Below are 21,393 nucleotides of genomic sequence, written 5' to 3'. Positions count from 1 at the left end.
GACGATGACACAAATTACCACTATTGACACCTGCTATGGCCCGATAGCGCAAACAGTTATGGAAAAAGCCGCTAAAATACGGCTTCTTATCTGTGATGTGGACGGCGTGATGTCTGACGGCCTGATTTATCAGGGCAACAGCGGTGAAGAACTGAAAGCATTTAATGTCCGTGACGGCTACGGTATCCACTGCCTGCTGACCTCCGGAGTGGAGGTGGCGATAATTACCGGTCGTAAAGCCAAATTACTGGAAGATCGTGCCAATACACTCGGAATTACACATCTTTACCAGGGACAGAGCGATAAGCTTTTGGCGTATCGCGAACTATTAGATAAACTGGTACTTCGCCCCGGCGAAGTCGCCTATATCGGCGATGACCTGATTGACTGGCCGGTCATGGCAGAGGTCGGTTTATCCGCCGCAGTGGCGGATGCCCACCCGTTATTGTTACCCAAAGCGGATTATGTTACACAGATTGCAGGCGGCCGCGGGGCTGTCCGCGAATTGTGCGATCTGATTCTGCTGGCACAAAATAAGCTGGATGCGGCCAGAGGCCTGTCCGTCTGAAGAGAATTTCATTGGTTATAATGGCTTTATCAGGGATCTCATGAGTAAATTTAAGCTTTGGCTGATCATTATTCTGGCGCTTATCGCCCTCGGTCTGCTCGGCTGGAACCTGTCGGTCACCCGTTCAGGTGACACCGACGGTAAGATTGTGGAAGACGGTACGCCGACGTATAAAACCCAAACGTCCTCAACCCTGGCTTACGAGCCGACAGGGCTGCTGGCGTACCGGCTGAATGCGGATGATGTGCAGAACTTTGCTCAGGAAAAAATAACCTGGTTTACTAATCCGGTGCTGACCACCTACGACCCTGATAAAACCGCCACCTGGACGATTCGTGCAAAGCGGGCCAAATTAACCAATGACAGAATGTTATATTTATACGGTGATGTGCAGGTTGACAGCCTGACCACCGATACACAGCTCAGGCAGATCACCACGGATAACGCCGAAGTCAATCTGACAACCCAGGATGTGAGTTCTGACGATAAAGTCACCATCACGGGAACAGGACTGCGTTCCGTCGGATTGCAGATGCGGGGTAATTTACGCAATCGTAATGCGGAACTGATCAAAGATGTACAGACTTACTATGAGATCCCAAATGAAAGCAAACATCCTTAATACTCTGATTGCAACAGCAATTCTGGCCGTCAGTGTCCCTGCTTTGGCGTTAAAAGAAGATACACAGCAGCCGGTGACGGTAACATCATTAAAACAAGCCCTTGATTTAGAAAAAAATATCACCACATTTACTGACAATGTCGTGGTAAAACAGGGAACAATTGATGTCCGCGCTGACAAAGTGGTGGTCACCCGTCCGGGCGGCGATTCCAATAAAATGGTGATCGAAGCATTCGGTAATCCGGTGACCTTCTACCAGATGCAGGATAACGGTAAGCCAATCAAAGGACGCGGCAGCAAACTGCGTTACGAAATGGCCAATGAACTGGTCACGCTGACCGGTAATGCCTACCTGGAACAGCTGGACAGCAATATCACCGGTGACAAGATTACCTACGTGGTGCCGACACAGCAGATGCAGGCATTCAGTGACAAAGGCAAACAGGTGACTACCGTACTGCTGCCGTCACAACTTCAGGAAAAAGGCCCGGCGGCAACCGGCCAGAAAGGTAAGTAACGATTTATGGCAAAATTAACTGCAAGCAAATTAGCCAAAGCCTACAAAGGGCGCAAAGTCGTCGAAGATGTGACGCTTGAAGTCAGCTCCGGCGAAATCGTCGGGCTGCTCGGCCCGAACGGTGCCGGGAAAACCACGACCTTCTATATGGTCGTGGGTATTGTTCCCCGTGATGCCGGTGCGATAAGCATCGATGATGAAGATATCTCCCTGCTGCCGCTGCATGAACGTGCCCGCAAAGGGATTGGCTATCTGCCTCAGGAAGCCTCTATTTTCCGTCGTCTGACGGTATGGCAGAACCTGATGGCGGTGCTTGAAATCCGCAAAGATCTGAACAATGATGAACGCCGGGAGCGGGCGGAAGAGCTGATGGAAGAGTTCCATATCAGCCATCTGCGCGATAACCTGGGGCAATCACTGTCCGGGGGTGAACGCCGCCGTGTGGAAATTGCCCGCGCGCTGGCCGCCAACCCGAAATTCATCCTGCTGGATGAACCGTTTGCCGGTGTTGACCCGATTTCTGTTATTGATATTAAAAAGATTATTCAGCACCTCCGTGATTACGGGCTCGGCGTCCTGATCACTGACCACAACGTCCGCGAAACACTGGATGTCTGTGAACGGGCTTATATTGTCAGCCAGGGCCATATGATTGCCCACGGCAGCCCGGAATCCATTCTGAATAATGAGCAGGTTAAACGTGTTTATTTAGGCGAAGGTTTCCGCCTGTAATGCCGTAAGGAGCCCGTGTCCGTAATGAAGCAGAGTCTGCAGCTTAAACTCAGCCAGCAACTGGCGATGACGCCACAACTTCAGCAGGCTATCCGTTTGTTGCAGCTTTCCACGCTTGAACTCCAGCAGGAGATCCGCGAGGCGCTGGAATCTAACCCGTTGCTGGAACTTGATGATAACCATCAGGAAATTGACACGCCGGCTGAATCTGAACCACAGAAAGAGCTGGACAGCGCCGAGGCTCTCGAACAGACCGCCATGCCGGATGATCTGCCGCTGGATGCACAGTGGGAAGAAATCTACACCGCCGGTACACCGTCCGGCACCGGCAATGATTACGGCGACGATGAACTGCCGCTCTATCAGGGTGAAACCACCGAAACCTTACAGGATTATCTGATCTGGCAGGCCCGCCTGACCCCCTTTACCGAAACCGATGCCGCAATTGCCTTCTCAATCATCGATGCGATTGATGAAACCGGCTATCTGACCGTTTCTGTCGATGATATCCGCCTGAGTATCGGTGACGATGAAGTCACCACCGAAGATGTGGAAGCCGTACTCAAGCGCATCCAGCGTTTTGATCCGGTGGGTGTGGGCGCCCGCGACCTGCGGGAGTGTCTGATGGTGCAGCTGAAAATTCTGCCGCCGGAAACCCCGAGCCTGAAAGAAGCCCTTGCTATCGCTGATCAGCATCTGGCATTGTTGGGGAACCGGGATTTCCGGACCCTGGGCCGGGTGACCAAACTGAAAGAAGAGGCACTGAAATCCGCTATTGATCTGATCCAGTCGCTGGAACCGCGTCCGGGCCTGGTAGTCAACACCGGAGAATCAGAGTATGTTATTCCTGACGTCCTCGTGAAAAAACACGGCGAACGCTGGGTAGTGGAACTCAATTCCGACAGCATTCCCCGTCTGCGGGTCAATAATCACTATGCCGCAATGGGTTCGCGGGCCCGCAGTGAGAGTGACAGTCAGTTTATCCGCAACAATTTGCAGGAAGCAAAGTGGCTCATTAAAAGTCTGGAAAGCCGGAACGATACTCTGCTCAGAGTCGCGACCTGTATTGTGGAAGAGCAGCAGGCGTTCTTTGAACAGGGCGAAGAATATATGAAGCCCATGGTGCTGGCAGATATCGCACTGCGGGTTGAGATGCATGAATCAACCATTTCCCGGGTGACAACACAGAAATTTCTGCACAGTCCGCGGGGGATCTTTGAACTGAAGTACTTTTTCTCCAGCCACGTCAGTACTGACAGCGGGGGCGAGGCGTCCTCCACAGCCATCCGTGCACTGGTGAAAAAACTGGTTGCCGCCGAGAATCCGGCGAAACCGCTCAGCGACAGCAAACTGACCGATATGCTTGCCGAACAGGGCATTCAGGTCGCCAGACGTACTGTCGCGAAATATCGTGAGTCGTTATCCATCCCGCCCTCAAATCAGCGTAAACAGCTGATTTGATACACATTGAGAAGGAAGACACTATGGAATTACAAATTACCGGCCACAACGTTGAAATTACAGACGCATTACGTGAGACTGTGACAGCCAAGTGTAAGAAACTGGAGCAGTTTTTCGATAAAATTAACAGCGTTCAGGTGATCCTGCGGATTGAAAAGGTGAGTAAAATTGCGGAGGCAACGGCTCAGGTAAACGGTGCGGATCTTCACGCCTCAGCGGAAAAAGAGGATATGTACGCGGCAATTGATGAGATGGCAGAAAAACTCGGCCGTCAGTTGTCCAAACACAAAGAAAAACTGAGAAACCGGTAAATTTTCTGCACCCGGGTGCATGACTGAATTAACAGTCTGAATTTTCTCAGGAAAAAGCAGTGCTCTGATCCCGGTTACCATGGTGGTTGCCGGGATTCTGATCCTAAGTGAACAATGAAATGAATAACGAAGCAAATTTGTCCCTGAGCGATGTACTGAGTATCAGCTGTACACGCAATAATATTCACTGTACCAGTAAGAAGCGCGCGCTGGAGATTATCAGTGAACTGGCTGCCACCGCGCTGGCGCTGCCGGAAAACACGCTGTTTGAGGCACTCCTTACACGGGAAAAAGTCGGGACAACCGGTATCGGTGGCGGGATTGCCATCCCCCACGGAAAACTGGACAAAAGCGAGGCGCAAACCGCCTGCGGCGTATTTTTACACCTGGAGCAACCTATCGCGTTTGATGCGATTGATAATCAGAATGTGGACATTCTGTTTGCGTTATTTGTTCCGTCTGATCAGTGTCAGACGCATTTACACACACTGTCGTTAGTGGCCAAAAAACTGGCTGACAAAGCGCTCTGCCGCCGGTTGCGTCAGGCGCAAAGCGATGAAGAGCTGTACAGTATCATCACTGAGTGATGATAACCGGCTGACGACAACGGATAATGGCGTATTGCCATTGAAAGAGAAACGATAGGGAGTCCCCTCATGGTGCTGATGATTGTCAGCGGCCGCTCTGGTTCGGGTAAATCTGTTGCCCTGCGGGCGCTGGAAGATATGGGTTTCTACTGCGTTGATAACCTGCCGGTCACTCTTCTGCCGGAGCTTGCCGCTACCCTGGCAACACGCGATACCTCTGCCGCAGTAAGTATTGACGTCCGCAATATGCCGGAGTCTCCGGAGGTGTTTGAGGAAGCCCTGACCAGATTACCGGACAGTTTCTCACCCCAGCTGCTGTTCCTGGATGCGGATCGCAATACGCTGATCCGCCGTTACAGTGATACCCGCCGTCTGCATCCCCTTTCCAGTAAAAATCTCTCGCTGGAAAGCGCTATTGATGAGGAAAGCGATCTGCTGGAGCCGCTGCGCTCCCGTGCGGATCTGATTATCGATACCTCTGAAATGTCAGTGCATGAACTGGCAGAAATGCTGAGAACCCGTCTGCTCGGCAAACGCGAACGCGAGCTGACCATGGTATTCGAATCGTTCGGGTTTAAACACGGCATTCCGATTGATGCGGATTATGTGTTTGATGTCCGCTTCCTGCCGAACCCGCACTGGGATCCGAAACTGCGTCCGATGACCGGTCTGGATAAACCGGTGGCGGCGTTCCTCGACCGCCATACGGAAGTACATAACTTTATTTACCAGACCCGCAGTTATCTGGAACTGTGGCTGCCGATGCTGGAAACCAACAACCGCAGCTACCTGACCGTCGCTATCGGCTGTACCGGCGGGAAACACCGTTCTGTCTATGTGGCGGAGCAACTGGCGGATTACTTCCGCTCACGCGGGAAAAACGTGCAGTCGCGCCACCGGACACTGGAAAAGCGGAAATAATCCATGACTATCCGTTGTCAGGTTGAAATCAAAAACCGGCTGGGGCTGCATGCCCGGCCGGCCATGAAACTGTTTGAACTGATCCAGACCTTCCGGTCAACGGTGGTATTCCGTAATAAGCAAAATGAAGAAGCCCGGGCAGACAGTGTGCTCGCCATGCTGATGCTGGATTCCGAACAGGGCAGTTTTATTGAAGTGGAAGCAACAGGACCTGATGAAAATTCTGCCATTGAGGCAATTATTTCCCTTTTTGATTCAGGTTTTGATGAAGATTAGTTATACTAACCGAAATATTTTACTTAAAGAAAACTGATACGCTGTTTCGTTCACGCAGCCCGGCGGTTCGTGATCCTGATCTCTTTCCTTTCGGGGGAGAACAGCCTACTATCAGATTAATTATCAAATGAGCACCCCCCTCCTTCTGGTGTGGGGGGTGTTCTTTTGTATTGGAAATGATTTGGAGTGTGGTATGAAAAAGCCCAATATAATTATTAATGAACTGGACGCGGAGCGTCTGGATATGCTGCTGGAACAGCCGGCTTATGCTGACAGTCCGGTTGCCGAAGCCCTGAATGAAGAGTTGGATCGCGCGGAAATCCTGCCGCCGGCAGAAATGCCAGCCACGGTCGTGACGATGAACAGCCGCATCCGCTTTGAAGATTTATCGAGCGGGAAAGAGAGTATCCGTACCCTGGTGTACCCGGCTTCACTGAAAGACAGTGCTGAACAGCTGTCTGTGATGGCACCACTGGGAGCTGCGTTACTCGGGCTTTCTGTCGGTGATGAGATCTCATGGGAACTGCCGAACGGTGAAGCAACGCGCGTAAAAGTATCAGAAATTATCTATCAGCCTGAAGCTGCCGGTGAGTTACACCGTTAATCCGCTTTAAGCCGGTTCTGCGTCCGTTTCAGGCAATCTGCGGGCGCAGCTTCCTCAGGGGTTCCTTTCTTCACACCTTTATTGCATGATGTTTCTCTCTTTATTTCCTGAAGGAAACTGATCATGGCTGCCTATTCTTTGACATCTTTGTTTGGTATGAGCGGAGCTCCGGGCGGATTTCCGGTCATTCTGGGTTTTGAACAGCAGCTGTTATTACTGTGGCGGGGCTTTATGCTGCTGGCAGTCTGAATATCATCCGTACAACACAATTCAATAACGCAAGTTAATCATGCCGCAGCGGCTTCTTCCGCTGCGGCATTTTTATTTCCGCCTCGCCCTTCACGGATGATTATCACAAAAATTATTGCGCATAGTAATCATTATCAATATCATTCCGTTTTTATTTTGGCTGTTTATTCTTCTGATATTGAGACTCACACATGAAATCTGCTGCGCATTTACGCAGACCGCATTGCTGTTCTCGGTTTGTGCTGACATTCCCCTTTATCTTTATTCCTGTTTTTCATGCGGTTGCCGCCGATGATACTCTGGTTGTCACTGCCGCCCCGCAAGACCGCGAAGGGAGTTACAGCGGGGATAATGTCTATTCCACTCTGAAAACACTGACCCCGCGTAATGAAACGCCGCAATCCATCAGTATTGTCACGCCGCAGTTGATCCGTGACTTTAATGTCACTTCAGTGGATGACGCAGTGAAGTTTGTCAGCGGTGTAACTCAGGGCAACACGCTGGGCGGCATTGAGGACGGGTTTGTCAAACGCGGCTTCGGCTCCAATACGGACGGCTCTGTGTTTATCGACGGGGTACGCAGCAACCAGGGGCTGGCGATGGATGCCACTACTGAACGTGTTGATGTTCTGAAAGGCTCTTCTTCCCTGCTTTACGGTATTCTGAATCCGGGCGGCGTGATAAACCTGATCTCCAAAAAACCACAGTATCAGTGGCAGGGACGCATCAGCGGACGGACAAACAGCAACGGCGGCGGTACCGGTACGATTGATGTGACCGGCCCTCTCGGCAATGGCGTGGCAGTCCGGCTGATAGCAGAACGCCGCCATGAAGATTACTGGCGCAATTTCGGGGAAGATCAGCACACGTTGCTGGCGCCTTCCCTGAGCTGGCTCGGTGACAGCGCCTCGTTCAATGTGGCTTATACCGAAAATAAATTCGATGTGCCTTACGATCGCGGAACCGCTTTTATCGGCGGCAGCCCGATCCGTATTCCTTATAATGAACGGATAGATGACAACGCTAATCACGCATACGGGAAAAATAAACGTCTGACCGCAGAATACCGGCAGGAATTTGACGGCATCTGGGAAACCGGAATTAAGTATGCGTGGATGCAGCGCCGCTACGACAGTAATGAGGTCCGCGCGACGGCTATCAACCCGGAGACCGGAATTGTTACCCGCCGTGCTGATGCCAACCGTGGCTTTAATCATCAAACCACCTATATCGGCTGGGATATCAGCGGTACACCGGAACTCGCCGGTATGCGGCATGACATCACGCTCGGGGCTGATTACGAAAAGAACGAAACCTACAAAGCCTGGTCCTTCCGCGGCAAGCCGTCAAAACAATTCAATATGTACCATCCGGTATACGGCGAATCACCGGTCACCACAGATAAAACCGCCGATGACGCAAAAAGCAACCTGCGCGCCACGGTGTACAGCAGTTCACTCTATGCCAAAGACAGTATCCATCTGAATGACCAGTGGATTGTCGTGCTCGGAGGCCGTCTGCAGCGCTATACGCAAAATGGCAGCAGCGGATGGATAAACCATCAGACAACACTCAATGACAGCGGTTCTGAATTTGTTCCGCAGGCCGGGGTCGTCTACAAACTCACACCGGAACTGGCACTTTACAGCAGTTACAGCCAATCCTTCACCCCTTCCGCACAGGTGGATGATGACGGCAATGTGGCCTCCACTGAAAAAGGTCAGACATACGAACTGGGTGCAAAATGGCAGACAACACCAACGATGCTGACGACCTTTGCCCTTTACCGTATTGATGAAAAAGACATGTCCATCTTTATGAACGGCCTGAACCGGAATATCCCGAAATCCCGCTCGGAAGGTGCGGAACTGGAAATTAACGGCGAATTTGCGCCGGGATGGCAGATAGCGGCAAACTACAGCCTCAACAGAACGCAGATTAAAGAAGATAATCTGAAACCCCAGAATGTCGGTAACCAGCTGGTCAATGCCCCGCGCAATATGGGCAGCCTGTATCTGACGCATACCCTGACTGTACCGGGCTTACCGGGTGAACTGCGCTTCGGCGGCGGCGGACGCTATGTCGGCAAACGTGCCGGTGATCCGGAAAACAGTTTTTACCTGCCGGCGTATACCGTCACAGATGCTTTCGCCGCGTGGAACGGGACTGTCAGCGGACATGAGACCCAACTGAAACTGAATGTGAACAATCTGCTGAACAGGGAATACTATGCGTCCAGCGCGGGAAACCTGCGTGTCATCGCCGGAGAGCCGCGCACCCTGTTCCTGAATGCCTCAGTGGACTTCTGATATGAAACATCTCTTTTCCGGGCTGCTGCTGATGGCATTTTCGCTGCTGTGCGGGGCAAAAACCGTTACGGACAGTCTCGGGCGGACAGTCACGGTTCCGGATGATCCGCAGCGGATAGTACTCGGTGAAAGCAGGATGCTCTATACCCTGGCACTGATCGAAACCGGTAATCCGGCGGCGCGTGTCGTCGGGTGGCCGGCTGATTTACAGCGACTCGATTCGCAGACATGGGGAAAATATGCGGCTGCATTTCCGGCGATCAGGGATATTACCATTGTCGGGAACGATAATTTTTCACAGCTTAATATTGAGAAAATCATCGCCCTGCAACCGGATCTGATTATTATGCCGGTGTATGCCAAAACCCGTCCTGATGAAACGCAGTTTGCACACCAGACCGCAGCCGCCGGTATTCCGGTGATTTACCTGGATTTCAGGGTGGATCCGTTGCGGAATACAGTTCCGTCACTGAAAACACTGGGCGAAGTCCTGAACCGGCAGGAAAAAACTGCCGCTTTTATTGCGTTTTATCAGCAGCATATGGATGTGATCCGCAACCGTCTGGCTATGCACAATCCGCATCGCCCCAAAGTTTTGCTGCAGTTACATCTCGGGAAAAAAGCAGAATGCTGCACGACTGCAGCTTCCGGAAATCTGGCCGATTTACTGGCCTTTTCCGGCGGGGATAACATTGCAGCAGGGAAGTTCAGTGGTGTTTTCGGACGGCTCAGCCCGGAGCAGGTATTGTCGGATAATCCGGAATATTATCTGGTGACCGGCAGCGGCGGAAGGGATAACCGGGGGCAGTTACAACTGGGGCCGGATCTCCGCCCTGACACCGCCCGGCAAAGCCTGCAGGAACAATTACAGAAAGATCCGGTGATTGCCGCACTGCCTGCTGTCCGGGAAGGACGGACCGCCGCACTCTGGCATCATGTTTATCTCAGCCCGTGGCATCTGCTGGCAGCGGAGTTTTTCGCGCGGGAACTGCACCCGGATCTCTTTTCTGATGTTGATCCGCAGAAGACACTGGATGAAATGAACCGGCGGTTCCTGTCTGTACCGGAAACTGGGACTTACTGGCTGTTTTCGCGATAATCGCTGCTGTTTTCTGCATTTTCACTCCCGGAGGCGGACACTCCGGCTCCGGGAGTGACACACTTACTGCCCCGCAATACTCATTTCCGGCAGCCAGACTGAGCCGCACTGAATGTTGCTGCGGGTTTCAATATCGTCGCCGGTGGCGATAATGCTGGCCCACATGTCTTTCAGGTTTCCGGCAATGGTGATTTCACTGACCGGATACTGAATCTCGCCGTTTTCCACCCAGAAACCGGATGCGCCGCGGGAGTAATCACCGGTAATACCGCTGACACCCTGTCCCATCAGTTCGGTAACCACCAGACCGGTGCCCATTTCCCGGAGCATGTCGTCAAATCCCAGCCCCTGACCGGCAATGTGCCAGTTGTGGATCCCGCCTGCATGGCCGGTGCTCTTCAGCCCCAGTTTACGGGCGGCGTAGGTGGTCATCAGCCAGTTGTTCAGCACACCGTTTTCGATAATCAGGCGATCTTCTGTCCGGACCCCTTCGCTGTCAAACGGGGTGGAGGCCAGTCCGCCGATCACATGCGGCAGTTCGCGGATAGTCAGCCAGTCCGGCAGGATCTGTTTACCGAGGCTGTCGAGCAGGAAGGTGGATTTGCGGTACACGGAGGTGCCGCTGATCGCGCCGACCAGATGCCCGAACAAACCGGTTGCCACTTCCGGGGCAAAAATCACAGGCGCTTTCTGTGTTGCCAGTTTGCGCGGTGCGAGGCGGGACAGTGTCCGGCGGGCACACTCTTCACCCACCCACTGTGCGGATTTCAGGTCATCCAGTTTACGTGCGATGGTATAGGCGTAATCACGCTCCATATCGCCGTTTTCTTCCGCGATCACACAAGCGGACATGGAGTGACGGCTGCTGCAGTAGCTTTGCAGCATACCCAGCGTGTTACCGAACACACGGATGCCGTAATGGCTGTTAAAGCTGCCGCCTTCTGTGTTGGTGATGCGCGGGTCGGCACTCAGTGCGGCTTTTTCCGCATTGGCGGCATAGTCGATAGCCTGGTCAGCGCTCACTTCGGACGGATAAAACAGTTGTAAATCCGGAGCCTCGAAAGCCAGTAAATCGCGATCTGCCGGGCCCGAACACGGATCTTCAGATGTATATTTCGCAATGTCGATCGCTGCCTGTACGGTACGGGCAATCGCCTCTTCGCTTAAATCTGTGGAGGATGCACTGCCTTTGCGCTGGTTATGATATACCGTGATCCCCAGTGCGCCGTCACTATTAAACTCGACATTCTCCACCTCACCCATACGGGTGCTCACACTCATCCCGGTGGTTCTGCTGACAGCAACTTCGGCGCTGTCACACCCTTTCTGTGCAATACTCAGTGCCTGCGAAACCGCTTGTTCCAGGCGCGTACGCTGCGCCATAATCTGAGAAGTGATATTCATCAATCAGGTTCCAATTCAATAAATTAAGGGGCCGTCAGCTAATCAGAGAGCTGAATAGGTGTTATCCGGCCTTTTCCCCGGTTACAATACGCAATAATCAAATGTTAACACTCACAAACACAGAGATCATCCGGCACCCGCCGCTCTGTGTTTCGCCACAGGAAATACTATTATGGCAAAGCAGCCTGAAGACTGGTTTGAAGAACCCGATGCACTTCCTCAGGAGGAAGAGGATGACGAGATAATCTGGGTCAGCAAAAGCGAAATTAAACGCGATGCTGAAGTCCTGAAAAAACTCGGCGCTGAACTGGTTGCACTGAGCAAAACCCAGCTGGAACGTATTCCGCTGGATGAACAACTGCTCGAAGCCATCCTGCTTGCACAAAAAATCAAGCGCGAAGGTCTGCGCCGTCAGTTACAGCTCATCGGTAAACTGCTGCGGGCCCGTGACCCGGAGCCGATTACCACGGCACTCGACAAACTGAAAAACCGCCATAACCAGCAGGTTGTCCTGCTGCATAAACTCGAAGATCTGCGCGAACGCCTGGTCACCGGTGATGACACCGTGACGGAAGAAGCCGTTGCGCTGTTCCCGCACCTTGATCGCCAGCAGCTGCGTGCGCTTATCCGTAATGCGAAAAAAGAGCGCGAAGGCAATAAACCGCCGAAAGCTTACCGCCAGCTGTTCCAGTATCTGAAAGAACTGGCAGAAAGCGCTTAATCCGCCGTCATGGTCAGGGGGGTCAGCACCAGCTGAATATCCCCCGGCCACTCTTCTTCCGCATCCCGGCAGGTACCGATAATGGCTGAAAACAGCCGCCGCTGCCGTGCGGTAATATGTTCAAACGCCAGTATCACCGGCAGATCAATCCCGCCTGTCAGCATATCCCACAGTGCATCCGTGTTACACCCGAAGTACGGCAGCTGAAATTTATCACTGAATTGCTGATAAAAATCGTCTGTTGTCCGGATGGTGCGGAAGTCAAAACGCACAATGCTGATATCAGGTGTCATGGGTTAATTGGCCTGCTGAAACGAACGGTAATGATCAGTGGTGACATAAATCAGCCCGTCACTGGAATAAAGCAGACGATCACTGCCGCGATGGCCGCAGTTATAGTTTATGTCCGCCTCAAACCACTGGCGTGATGGCGCATCCGGCAGCCCTTTTTCCCGGTTGCCGAAACGGTCACCGCCGATAGCTTTACCCGGCATCACCTCACAGAGATTACCTTTTGACGGCTGCCAGCCCGCATCACGGGCGGCTTTTTTCGTCACATAGTAATCCGGCAGACGCTGGTGCTGCTGCACATAGCTGACCACCCGTGACTGTGCTGTCAGGGCATCAATGCTCTGCGGCTGTTCTGTATGCTGCGGTACCGGCTCTGACGGACGGGTTTCGATAAACTGCCCCGGTAACCCCGCCAGCCAGGCGGAGACCGCCACAATCAGAACAATCACCAGCGTGCCGTATTTCTGCATCATCAGGCCGTTCCGCCGACGGTAATGCTGTCCAGTTTCAGCGTCGGCTGACCGACCCCCACCGGTACGCTCTGGCCTTCTTTACCGCAGACACCGACACCTTTATCCAGTTTCAGGTCATTACCGACCATCGATACCTGCTGCATGGCTTCAATACCGGAGCCAATCAGTGTCGCGCCTTTCACCGGTCTGGTAATTTTACCGTTTTCAATGAGATACGCTTCGGATGTCGAGAACACAAACTTACCGGAGGTGATATCCACCTGACCGCCGCCGAAATTCGGAGCATACAGGCCGTTTTTCACACTGGCGATAATCTCTTCCGGCGACGTTTCGCCGGCCAGCATATAGGTGTTGGTCATGCGCGGCATCGGCAGATGAGCATAGGATTCACGACGGCCGTTACCGGTCGGGTCAACTCCCATCAGACGGGCGTTGAGTTTATCCTGCATATAACCTTTCAGAATACCGTTCTCGATCAGGACGTTATACTGTCCAGGCACCCCTTCATCATCAATTGCCAGTGACCCGCGGCGATCACCGATAGTACCGTCATCAACAATGGTACAGAGTGATGATGTGACCTGCTGACCGATTTTTCCGCTGAATACCGAAGCACCACGGCGGTTGAAATCTCCTTCCAGGCCATGACCGACCGCTTCATGCAGTAACACGCCCGGCCAGCCCGCGCCCAGCACAACCGGCATTAACCCGGCCGGTGCCGCAACAGCAGAGAGATTCACCAGCGCCATGCGCACCGCTTCGCGGGCAAAATGGTCTGCGCGGATCTCACCGTCTTCCGTACCGAGGAAATATTCATAACCGAAACGACCGCCGCCGCCGCTGCCGCCGTGTTCGCGTTTACCGTCCTCTTCCACCAGCACACTGACAGACAGGCGCACCAGCGGACGGATATCCGTCGCCAGTGTGCCGTCAGTGGCCGCTACCAGCACTTCTTCATAGACACCGGTCAGGCTGGCATTCACTTCCTGCACTCGCGGATCTTCCGCACGGGCCACACGGTCAAGGCGGTGCAGCAGCGCGATTTTTTCCTCACGCGGCATTGCGCGCAGCGGATCAAGTGCAGCATAGAGTGCCGTGTTATTGACACGGTGCAGGCTCTGCACCTTACCGTTACCCTGCTCACGGACAATACTGCGGGCGGCGGATGCACTCTGCTGTAATGCGGTCAGGCTTATCTGATCCGCATAGGCAAAGCCGGTTTTCTCGCCGCTGACGGCGCGGATCCCGACACCCTGGTCAATATTGTAAGAGCCGTTTTTGATAATTTTATCTTCCAGCACCCAGGCTTCATGAAAACTGCTCTGGAAGTACAGATCGCCATAATCAATATGGCGATCCGCTAACTGTGTGAGGACAGAAAAGAGATCCTGTTCATCAAGATCATGGGCGGTCAGCAGATGATTGCTGACAGTTGAAAAACTCATAATTTACTCTTTACCTGTGGTGTTTTTCTCAATCAGTGAGGTCAGCTGCGGGCGGAAACGGTTATGTTTCACCACGCGGATCTGCTCACGCATTGAGGTTAAGCTGTCCGGACGGATATCCACGCCGATGGCGGCCACCGCATCCGTATTTTTCTTCATCACTTTGCCCCAGCCGTCAACAGCCATGGTGTGTCCCCATGTGCGGCGGGTGCCGTGTACACCGACCTGTGCCGGTGCCAGGATAATGCACTGGTTTTCAATCGCACGGGCGCGCAGCAGTGGCTCCCAGTGGGATTTACCGGTCAGCCGGGTAAAGGCCGCCGGAACAGAGATAATCTCCGCGCCCTGCTCACGCAGTGCCTGGAACAGGCCCGGGAAACGCAGATCATAACAGATGGTCATACCGAGACGACCCACCGGGGTATCCACCACGGTGATGTGCTCGCCGCGCTGGAAGATTTTTGATTCATTGTATGAACCCTGCTCATCATCGATATTCACGTCAAACATGTGAATTTTGTCGTAACGGGCTTTGATTTCCCCTTTATCATCAAACAGCAGACTGCTGCTGGTGATACGTGCCGGGTCTTCACGGCTGATCATCGGCATCGAACCGACCAGGATCCACACTCCGTAACGACGCGCCATATCAGCGACTGCTGACTGCAGCGGGCCTTCGCCCTGCACTTCCGCATACTTCTGATAAGTATTGCCTGATGCAAAAATCAGCGCATTTTCCGGTGTCATCACCAGTTTGATATTATCAGGCAGTTGTTTGATCTGTTGTTCGATTTGCGCCAAATTGTGTTTAATATTTGTGCCGCTGCACAGCTGCAATAAAGCCACATTTGCGTTTTTCATTCCCGGGTCTCCTTTAACTGACGCAAAACTTCATCTATCTTCGGCTCTTCTAAACTGCCGCTCAGGTGATACCGTATCACCGAAATTTTACTCCAGAGCGGGCCGAGTACCTTACTGGCCACAAAGACTGCCGCTCCGGCTATCGGGTTAACCACAAAAGCTGTCGCCACCCCGACCGTCGCAGAGAGTTCCGGTGTGACAACCACCGACATATCAATACGACGCTCCACAAGATAAACTGAACCGCTGAAGCTGATATCCGCCATTAATCCGTCCACGCGGGTATCGGTTGTCTTTAAAATACCATCTTTTATCACGCCTTTACCGCGTATGCTGTCAAAAACGAAGTCATTACTGAAAGTATCCGTAAAATCGAGCTGTAATTTGCGCAGTAATGCATCAAAACTGACGAGCCGCAGCAGTTTACCGGCGTTACCGCCGCCCATCCGCTCAATCGCCCCTTTGCCGAGCGACGTGCTGATAATACCGTTCAGGGTTGCCACATCCGGCGACCAGGGAACATCCCGCCAGCTCAGGTCAAAATCCACATTGAACGGTGAGCCGGTGATAGGCACCAGTACCCCGAAATAGGCGGCCATATTATCAAAGACCGGCCCCTTAAACTGACCTTTAAAGTGCGACAATGGCTCCGGACCGGCATCCCAGCGGCCGCTGAGTGTCAGTTCACTGGCACTGTTTTTGACGGTTGCCGCATCCAGCACCAATGAATTATTTTCCGGCCAGACTTTCGCATTCACCGTACCGATATTCAGGCCGCTTACCCAGCAGGCTTCACAGCGCAGTGTGACCGCAGGCCAGCTGCCGACGCGGTAATCCGTTTTGGTGGTTTGATTACGCTGCGATTCCGGCAGCGCATTCTGAATCGACTCCGGATTATAGTAGAGATAATCAATACTTGCCTGCCACGGTCCGGAAGCCGGAATGCGGATATCCCCGCGCAGCTCCTGACTATCCGAACTGAGCAGCCAGCCGTTTTCCTGCGGATGAATGCGCAGTTTCACCTGATTCCAGCGCTGTCCGGCAAAATCCGCATACGGGGCGGAAATATCAATATTTCCCGGCAGTTTCAGTGAGGCAGGCTGCTGGTGATTCTGACCGGCAACGGCCAGCGCACCGACCCACTCCTCACCGCTGATCGGCGGCAGGGCAATACTGATAACATCCGGCGTGACTTTCTCCGGCACTTTTGTGCCCGGAACGATTGCCGCACCATTAAGCGTGAGAATATCGCCGAGCCGCCAGTCCGTCAGGACGCTGAACGATTTGCCGACGGTTCCCCCGGCTTTCAGGGTGTGTTCTGTCCCGGTGGCATGCACATTCAGTGTGCCGCTCTCCGCCGCCCAGCGCCGGACAGCCGGTAAGGTGCTGCTGGTCAGTTTGCCGGTCTGACCTTCCAGATCCACGGTGTAGCTCATTTCCCCTTTCTGCGGCAGGGCAATGTTCACCACCCCTGTCCACGGGAACGAACCGGTTACGTGCTGTTTTATGGCCGCCGGTATGCCGTCGATGCCCTTCATCTGCCAGTTACCGTCCAGATCGATATTGACGGCAAAATCAGACGGATTTTCTTTGGTGGTAAAGCGGATATTCAGCGGCTGACCGAACCAGTGCGCCGTGATGCGGTCACTTTCCAGGTCGCCGTTATCAAAGCGGAATTGTCCGCTGACACCTTTGAGTGTGCTGCCGAGCGGCACCACATCAATATCATTATTTTTCAGATTAACATGCCCGGTCGCCCGCACCATCTCATTGAAGTTAAGCGGGATTTCCAGTTTAAGATCACCCTTAACCTCACCACCGATTTTCAGCTGCTCCAGGGTATTGCCGATAGAGCTTTTCATCGGTGTCTGATCAAAATATTTACCCAGTGATTCGCCTTTGCCTTCAATATCAGACTGAATATAGAGGCGCTCAACCATGAAATCCGGAATATCCGCTTTCAGATTGCGGGCAGTGGCCTCGCCCAGTTTTGCTTCCTGTGCACTGATCCACAGACCCTGGTTATGGAAGTTCAGATCCGCATCCATGTTTATCAGGGCAGGCCATTCCTGATCATATTTAAAGGTGGCGTCACGCAGCGGTACCCAAATCTGGAACTGCCCTTCGTTTTTGCGGAACGGGAAGTCTGCCGGGTTACCCTGAAATATCACCGTGGCATTTTCCGCTTTCCCGGCAATCAGTGCCTGTGTCAGGTATTCGCTCAGGAATTCCCCCATCAGCGGTACCGGGAAATAGCGCCAGGCTTCCCCGGCATCCGTCAGGGTCACGCCGCCGAGGATCCCGAGAGACGGCGGCCGGTCCTTATCATGCTGATAGCGGAAGTTGCCGTTCGCCCGCAGCGCGCCGGATTGCAGATCTAAATTATCACTCCAGAGGCTGAAGTTGCCGTCCGTATTATTCCACTGCACCTGTCCGCGGCTTTCTGATACCGCCAACGGTGCGGTAAACATCGGGCGGTAGTCCAGCACACTGTCATCAAGGGCAAAACGCAGAATGCCGCGTGCCTGCCCGCCGCGCAATACGCCGCTGAAATGAGATACCGACGGTAATTCCTCCCGTGCTTTCCAGCTGACATCCTGCCAGGAAACATCCAGTTCGAGGTTTTCCGGGGCGGCCGGGGTGATATCAAGGGCAAAATCGCGGATAAGACCTGACGGCTCGCGCTCCTGCCAGGCTTTGACAATATCATTGGTGAGGAAAGAGAACGTCGGCACAATGCTGCTCAGACGCGCCAGCTCAATATCATTGGCGCGGATACGCAGATGCGGATTGCCGCCGTATTTGGCCGACGGCGGGATATAAAGCAGTGACAGACTGCCCTCCGGCCACTGCTGCCCGTCAGTTTTCAGATTCAGCAGATCCGGGATATTAAACAGCCAGCCTTCCCCCTGGCGGCGCATCTGCACCAGAAGATCCTGAACTTCCAGGGTGTGCGTGTCCTTGCCGACCAGCCAGTCCGCCTCGCCGGAGTTCAGTCTGACCAGGCCCCGGGTGACCATCCCTTTCTCCACCGTCATCCAGCCGGCCAGGCTGAAACCGGCCTTGTTCAGCCCGGTGTTGTCGCGCAGCCAGCGGCTGAACCACGGCGTCATATCAATATCATCCGCCTGGAGGTAGACCGTTCCCTCATCCAGCAGACCGTTCACATCCCGCAGATCCAGACGCACCTGCAGCCAGCCGCGCGGGTTATTCACCGAGGAGAGACTGATCTCCCCCTGAGCGCGGTGGCGTTTGCTCTGATTGAGCCATGACAGACGGGAAACCAGCAAAGTGGCAGGATCGCCGGACGGCGTGAGAAAACGGATTTCACTGTCGCGCAGATCAAAATTATCAAAGCGCTCCAGCCAGAGACCGGACATCGCATCATCGGTTTCAATACTGCTGCCGTCACTGCTCAGCGGCTGTTTGTAATCCAGCTTCATGTGCCAGAATGTCAGATCACGGAAACTGACCTGAAAACGGAATAACGTCCGCCAGATATCCAGGGATAGGTCGATTTTTTCGGCTGAAATGTCCGCGTCCGGAGCGGTAACAGTCAGGTCACGGAGTGTCAGCGCCGGGCCGAATCCCTGCCAGCGGCCGCTGATTTCACCGATTCTGACCGTGGCACCGGTCATTTGTGAGAGTTTTTGTTCGATCTGCGGGCGGTATTCATTAATCTGAGGCAACAGATAGCGCAGACCGCCGAGCACCAGTGCTGCAGCAATCACCATCACAATCACACATGTCAGTAAAATCCCGGGCAGTCGCCTCACTGGCTCTCCTTCTCCTGCAGCTGTCAAGGCCGGCGGAACCGGATATCCGCTTATATCCGGCAGTATACCGCCAATGAATTACATCATGACGACATCAAAATGTTCCTGGCTGTAGAGCGGTTCGGCGCGAACCTGAACCTGTTTACCGACAAAAATCTCCACCTCTGCCAGGGCATGGGATTCATCCCCCTGCAATGCCTCAGTCACTGCCGGTGAGGCATAGACGAGGAAGCGATCAACATCCAGCAGATGGTGCACGCGGACAATCTCGCGCAGAATTTCATAGCAGACCGTTTCCACCGAGCGGACACTGCCGCGCCCCTGACAGGTCGGGCATTTCTCGCACAGGACATGTTCGAGGCTCTCCCGCGTGCGTTTGCGGGTCATCTCCACCAGTCCGAGCTGTGAAAAACCGTTGATAGTGGTCTTCACGCGATCTTTGGCCAGCGCCAGTTCCAGCGAACTCAGCACCCGGCGACGGTGATCCTCATCGGTCATATCAATGAAATCAATGATAATGATACCACCGAGGTTGCGCAGACGTAACTGCCGCGCAATCGCCTGGGTGGCCTCGATATTGGTATTGAAAATAGTTTCTTCCAGATTGCGGTGCCCGACAAACGCACCGGTGTTGATATCGATGGTGGTCATCGCCTCCGTCTGGTCGATAATCAGGTATCCGCCTGATTTCATTTCGACCTTGCGCTCCATCGCCCGCTGGATTTCATTTTCGGTATCATAGAGATCAAAAATCGGCTGACTGCCCTGGTACAGTTCCAGTTTGGCGGTCATTTCCGGGATGTAATCATCCACAAATTCCTGTAACTCTTTAAAGCTCAGGCGGGAGTCAATCCGGATGCGGTCGAGTGACTCACCGGCAAAATCCCGCAGAATGCGGTGTGCCAGCGCCAGTTCACCGTAGATTTTGGTACGGGTGGTATTGCGTTTTTTGCGCTGGATAACTTTGGTCCACAACCGGCGCAGGAACGCGGCATCAGAAGTCAGTTCTTCTTCCCCGACCCCTTCCGCTGCTGTGCGGATAATAAAACCGCCGTCCTCATCACAATAACCCGCCACAATGTTTTTCAGGCGCTCGCGCTCTTCTTCGCTCTCAATGCGCTGGGAAACCCCTACGTGAGAGGCGCCCGGCATAAACACCAGGTAGCGGGACGGCAGCGTGATATCGGTGGTCAGACGCGCACCTTTGGTGCCCAGCGGATCTTTGACCACCTGCACAATAATATCCTGCCCCTGATGGACCAGTTCCCCGATATCGCGGGTGCGGAATTTCTCTTTTTCATCCCCGGAAATACATTCCGTATGCGGAATAATATCCGAGGCATGCAGAAAGGCTGCTTTATCCAGGCCAATATCGATAAAGGCCGCCTGCATACCGGGCAGCACCCGGCTCACACGCCCTTTATAGATATTGCCGACGATACCGCGTTTAGCCTCGCGCTCAATATGAATTTCCTGAAGGATCCCGCCGGTAATATAAGCGACCCGTGTTTCAGACGGGGTCACGTTGACTAAAAGCTCGGCTGTCATGGTATTTCTTTCCCGTCAATATGTTCCGGTACAACCCCGTTCAGGGTATCCGTGTACCGCTTAATTAATTCTTCGGTTTCCACTAACGGTAATCCCACCACAGCATGATAGCTACCGTTAATTTTGCGGACATAGCGCCCGCCCAGGCCCTGGATGCCGTAAGCACCGGCTTTGTCCATCGGCTCACCTGTCTGAATATACTCGTTTATTTCGTCATCTGATAACCGGCGGAATGTCACATCTGTCACAATCAATGTACTCAGTGTCCGGAAACAATCAGAAACCGCGACCGCCGTCATCACCTGATGTGTGCAGCCGGACAGTGCGTTGAGCATGGCAAAGGCATGTGCCGCATCGCGGGGCTTCTCCAGGATATCACCACCGAGCACCACAATGGTATCAGAGCCGATAACCGGCCGCTCTTCTGCTGCCAGTGCCACCCCGGCCTGTGCTTTCTCCCGCGCCAGACGTACCACGTAATCCGCAGCGGGTTCACCGTCACGGCGGATTTCATCGATACAGGGGGAGAGTGTTTCACACTGAACATTCAGCAGCCGGATAAGTTCCCGGCGGCGGGGAGAGGTTGAAGCAAGGTAAATCGGCAGCATTCAGGGGTCC

22 protein-coding genes are annotated in these 21,393 nt (G+C 53.5%); 14 read left to right on the top strand and 8 right to left on the bottom strand.

What is annotated here, in order from left to right:
• Positions 1 to 4: 4 nt before the first annotated feature.
• The 13 genes from kdsC to JL661_RS03000 all read left to right on the top strand — a co-directional run bounded on the left by kdsC (position 5) and on the right by JL661_RS03000 (position 10,256).
• Complete coding sequence (gene kdsC, locus JL661_RS03055) at positions 5 to 568, top strand: 3-deoxy-manno-octulosonate-8-phosphatase KdsC (protein WP_062771929.1); 564 nt, start codon at positions 5 to 7, stop codon at positions 566 to 568.
• Between the two features lie 40 nt (positions 569 to 608).
• Positions 609 to 1,190, top strand: coding sequence for an LPS export ABC transporter periplasmic protein LptC (gene lptC, locus JL661_RS03050; protein ID WP_004236315.1), 582 nt, complete (start codon positions 609 to 611; stop codon positions 1,188 to 1,190).
• Entirely contained in the window at positions 1,171 to 1,707 is a 537-nt protein-coding gene (gene lptA / locus JL661_RS03045) for a lipopolysaccharide ABC transporter substrate-binding protein LptA (RefSeq protein WP_004236314.1), read from the top strand. Before lptC ends, lptA begins: the two co-directional genes overlap by 20 nt.
• Before the next feature lie 6 nt (positions 1,708 to 1,713).
• Complete coding sequence (gene lptB, locus JL661_RS03040) at positions 1,714 to 2,439, top strand: LPS export ABC transporter ATP-binding protein (RefSeq protein ID WP_004236313.1); 726 nt, start codon at positions 1,714 to 1,716, stop codon at positions 2,437 to 2,439.
• 24 nt (positions 2,440 to 2,463) lie between these two features.
• Positions 2,464 to 3,900, top strand: coding sequence for an RNA polymerase factor sigma-54 (rpoN, locus tag JL661_RS03035; protein WP_046024748.1), 1,437 nt, complete (start codon positions 2,464 to 2,466; stop codon positions 3,898 to 3,900).
• A gap of 23 nt (positions 3,901 to 3,923) precedes the next feature.
• Positions 3,924 to 4,211 (top strand): ribosome hibernation promoting factor, encoded by a 288-nt coding sequence (gene hpf / locus JL661_RS03030; RefSeq protein WP_004236311.1) that lies wholly within the window; start codon positions 3,924 to 3,926, stop codon positions 4,209 to 4,211.
• A 119-nt stretch (positions 4,212 to 4,330) separates the two neighbouring features.
• Positions 4,331 to 4,798 carry a PTS IIA-like nitrogen regulatory protein PtsN gene (gene ptsN, locus JL661_RS03025; RefSeq protein WP_004236310.1) on the top strand — a complete coding sequence of 156 codons (468 nt, stop codon included), beginning with the start codon at positions 4,331 to 4,333 and terminating at the stop codon, positions 4,796 to 4,798.
• Positions 4,799 to 4,867: 69 nt separating this feature from the next.
• Complete coding sequence (rapZ, locus tag JL661_RS03020; RefSeq protein ID WP_004236309.1) at positions 4,868 to 5,719, top strand: RNase adapter RapZ; 852 nt, start codon at positions 4,868 to 4,870, stop codon at positions 5,717 to 5,719.
• A gap of 3 nt (positions 5,720 to 5,722) precedes the next feature.
• Entirely contained in the window at positions 5,723 to 5,995 is a 273-nt protein-coding gene (npr, locus tag JL661_RS03015; RefSeq protein WP_004240520.1) for a PTS phosphocarrier protein NPr, read from the top strand.
• 193 nt (positions 5,996 to 6,188) lie between these two features.
• On the top strand, positions 6,189 to 6,599 hold the full coding sequence (gene rnk, locus JL661_RS03010; RefSeq protein ID WP_004236307.1) for a nucleoside diphosphate kinase regulator: 411 nt from the start codon (positions 6,189 to 6,191) through the stop codon (positions 6,597 to 6,599).
• A gap of 123 nt (positions 6,600 to 6,722) precedes the next feature.
• Positions 6,723 to 6,848 (top strand): hypothetical protein, encoded by a 126-nt coding sequence (locus tag JL661_RS18525; RefSeq protein ID WP_004240521.1) that lies wholly within the window; start codon positions 6,723 to 6,725, stop codon positions 6,846 to 6,848.
• 191 nt (positions 6,849 to 7,039) lie between these two features.
• Entirely contained in the window at positions 7,040 to 9,157 is a 2,118-nt protein-coding gene (locus JL661_RS03005) for a TonB-dependent siderophore receptor (protein WP_036416558.1), read from the top strand.
• 1 nt (position 9,158) lies between these two features.
• Positions 9,159 to 10,256, top strand: coding sequence for an ABC transporter substrate-binding protein (locus JL661_RS03000; RefSeq protein WP_062772173.1), 1,098 nt, complete (start codon positions 9,159 to 9,161; stop codon positions 10,254 to 10,256).
• A 63-nt stretch (positions 10,257 to 10,319) separates the two neighbouring features.
• On the opposite strand, the gene pmbA is transcribed toward JL661_RS03000, so the two are convergent.
• The gene (gene pmbA, locus JL661_RS02995) at positions 10,320 to 11,660 is read right to left on the bottom strand and encodes a metalloprotease PmbA (protein WP_004240526.1); all 1,341 of its coding nucleotides are present in this window, start codon (positions 11,658 to 11,660) and stop codon (positions 10,320 to 10,322) included.
• A gap of 172 nt (positions 11,661 to 11,832) precedes the next feature.
• On the opposite strand from pmbA, the gene yjgA reads away from it, so the two are divergent.
• Positions 11,833 to 12,381: a ribosome biogenesis factor YjgA gene (yjgA, locus tag JL661_RS02990; RefSeq protein ID WP_004236300.1), complete on the top strand. Its 549-nt coding sequence runs from the start codon at positions 11,833 to 11,835 to the stop codon at positions 12,379 to 12,381.
• On the opposite strand, the gene JL661_RS02985 is transcribed toward yjgA, so the two are convergent.
• From JL661_RS02985 to JL661_RS02955, 7 genes are all read right to left on the bottom strand, one after another.
• Positions 12,378 to 12,674 carry a barstar family protein gene (locus JL661_RS02985; RefSeq protein WP_004236299.1) on the bottom strand — a complete coding sequence of 99 codons (297 nt, stop codon included), beginning with the start codon at positions 12,672 to 12,674 and terminating at the stop codon, positions 12,378 to 12,380. The genes yjgA and JL661_RS02985 overlap by 4 nt on opposite strands.
• A 3-nt stretch (positions 12,675 to 12,677) precedes the next feature.
• Positions 12,678 to 13,145: a ribonuclease domain-containing protein gene (locus tag JL661_RS02980; RefSeq protein ID WP_004236298.1), complete on the bottom strand. Its 468-nt coding sequence runs from the start codon at positions 13,143 to 13,145 to the stop codon at positions 12,678 to 12,680.
• Positions 13,145 to 14,590: a metalloprotease TldD gene (tldD, locus tag JL661_RS02975; protein ID WP_049245721.1), complete on the bottom strand. Its 1,446-nt coding sequence runs from the start codon at positions 14,588 to 14,590 to the stop codon at positions 13,145 to 13,147. Before tldD ends, JL661_RS02980 begins: the two co-directional genes overlap by 1 nt.
• Positions 14,591 to 14,593: 3 nt before the next feature.
• A complete protein-coding gene (gene nit1, locus JL661_RS02970; protein WP_004236296.1) occupies positions 14,594 to 15,451 on the bottom strand; it encodes a deaminated glutathione amidase in 858 nt (285 codons plus the stop codon).
• Positions 15,448 to 19,227, bottom strand: a complete 3,780-nt coding sequence (gene yhdP, locus JL661_RS02965) for an AsmA2 domain-containing protein YhdP (protein WP_062771932.1) — start codon at positions 19,225 to 19,227, stop codon at positions 15,448 to 15,450. Before yhdP ends, nit1 begins: the two co-directional genes overlap by 4 nt.
• Positions 19,228 to 19,305: 78 nt before the next feature.
• Entirely contained in the window at positions 19,306 to 20,775 is a 1,470-nt protein-coding gene (gene rng, locus JL661_RS02960) for a ribonuclease G (RefSeq protein ID WP_004240537.1), read from the bottom strand.
• Positions 20,772 to 21,383 carry a Maf family protein gene (locus tag JL661_RS02955; RefSeq protein ID WP_049245713.1) on the bottom strand — a complete coding sequence of 204 codons (612 nt, stop codon included), beginning with the start codon at positions 21,381 to 21,383 and terminating at the stop codon, positions 20,772 to 20,774. Before JL661_RS02955 ends, rng begins: the two co-directional genes overlap by 4 nt.
• Positions 21,384 to 21,393: the final 10 nt, after the last annotated feature.

Origin of the sequence: Morganella morganii (assembly GCF_019243775.1) — a bacterium.
Taxonomy (GTDB): domain Bacteria; phylum Pseudomonadota; class Gammaproteobacteria; order Enterobacterales; family Enterobacteriaceae; genus Morganella; species Morganella morganii.
This window is presented reverse-complemented; position numbering and strand designations above follow the sequence as displayed.

What these genes read in the sequence shown, in the direction of transcription:
- kdsC (WP_062771929.1), top strand. Translation starts at nt 5, where the DNA reads ATGACACAAATTACCACTATTGACACCTGCTATGGCCCGATAGCGCAA.
- lptC (WP_004236315.1), top strand. Translation starts at nt 609, where the DNA reads ATGAGTAAATTTAAGCTTTGGCTGATCATTATTCTGGCGCTTATCGCC.
- lptA (WP_004236314.1), top strand. Translation starts at nt 1,171, where the DNA reads ATGAAAGCAAACATCCTTAATACTCTGATTGCAACAGCAATTCTGGCC.
- lptB (WP_004236313.1), top strand. Translation starts at nt 1,714, where the DNA reads ATGGCAAAATTAACTGCAAGCAAATTAGCCAAAGCCTACAAAGGGCGC.
- rpoN (WP_046024748.1), top strand. Translation starts at nt 2,464, where the DNA reads ATGAAGCAGAGTCTGCAGCTTAAACTCAGCCAGCAACTGGCGATGACG.
- hpf (WP_004236311.1), top strand. Translation starts at nt 3,924, where the DNA reads ATGGAATTACAAATTACCGGCCACAACGTTGAAATTACAGACGCATTA.
- ptsN (WP_004236310.1), top strand. Translation starts at nt 4,331, where the DNA reads ATGAATAACGAAGCAAATTTGTCCCTGAGCGATGTACTGAGTATCAGC.
- rapZ (WP_004236309.1), top strand. Translation starts at nt 4,868, where the DNA reads ATGGTGCTGATGATTGTCAGCGGCCGCTCTGGTTCGGGTAAATCTGTT.
- npr (WP_004240520.1), top strand. Translation starts at nt 5,723, where the DNA reads ATGACTATCCGTTGTCAGGTTGAAATCAAAAACCGGCTGGGGCTGCAT.
- rnk (WP_004236307.1), top strand. Translation starts at nt 6,189, where the DNA reads ATGAAAAAGCCCAATATAATTATTAATGAACTGGACGCGGAGCGTCTG.
- JL661_RS18525 (WP_004240521.1), top strand. Translation starts at nt 6,723, where the DNA reads ATGGCTGCCTATTCTTTGACATCTTTGTTTGGTATGAGCGGAGCTCCG.
- JL661_RS03005 (WP_036416558.1), top strand. Translation starts at nt 7,040, where the DNA reads ATGAAATCTGCTGCGCATTTACGCAGACCGCATTGCTGTTCTCGGTTT.
- JL661_RS03000 (WP_062772173.1), top strand. Translation starts at nt 9,159, where the DNA reads ATGAAACATCTCTTTTCCGGGCTGCTGCTGATGGCATTTTCGCTGCTG.
- pmbA (WP_004240526.1), bottom strand. Translation starts at nt 11,660, where the DNA reads ATGAATATCACTTCTCAGATTATGGCGCAGCGTACGCGCCTGGAACAA.
- yjgA (WP_004236300.1), top strand. Translation starts at nt 11,833, where the DNA reads ATGGCAAAGCAGCCTGAAGACTGGTTTGAAGAACCCGATGCACTTCCT.
- JL661_RS02985 (WP_004236299.1), bottom strand. Translation starts at nt 12,674, where the DNA reads ATGACACCTGATATCAGCATTGTGCGTTTTGACTTCCGCACCATCCGG.
- JL661_RS02980 (WP_004236298.1), bottom strand. Translation starts at nt 13,145, where the DNA reads ATGATGCAGAAATACGGCACGCTGGTGATTGTTCTGATTGTGGCGGTC.
- tldD (WP_049245721.1), bottom strand. Translation starts at nt 14,590, where the DNA reads ATGAGTTTTTCAACTGTCAGCAATCATCTGCTGACCGCCCATGATCTT.
- nit1 (WP_004236296.1), bottom strand. Translation starts at nt 15,451, where the DNA reads ATGAAAAACGCAAATGTGGCTTTATTGCAGCTGTGCAGCGGCACAAAT.
- rng (WP_004240537.1), bottom strand. Translation starts at nt 20,775, where the DNA reads ATGACAGCCGAGCTTTTAGTCAACGTGACCCCGTCTGAAACACGGGTC.
- JL661_RS02955 (WP_049245713.1), bottom strand. Translation starts at nt 21,383, where the DNA reads ATGCTGCCGATTTACCTTGCTTCAACCTCTCCCCGCCGCCGGGAACTT.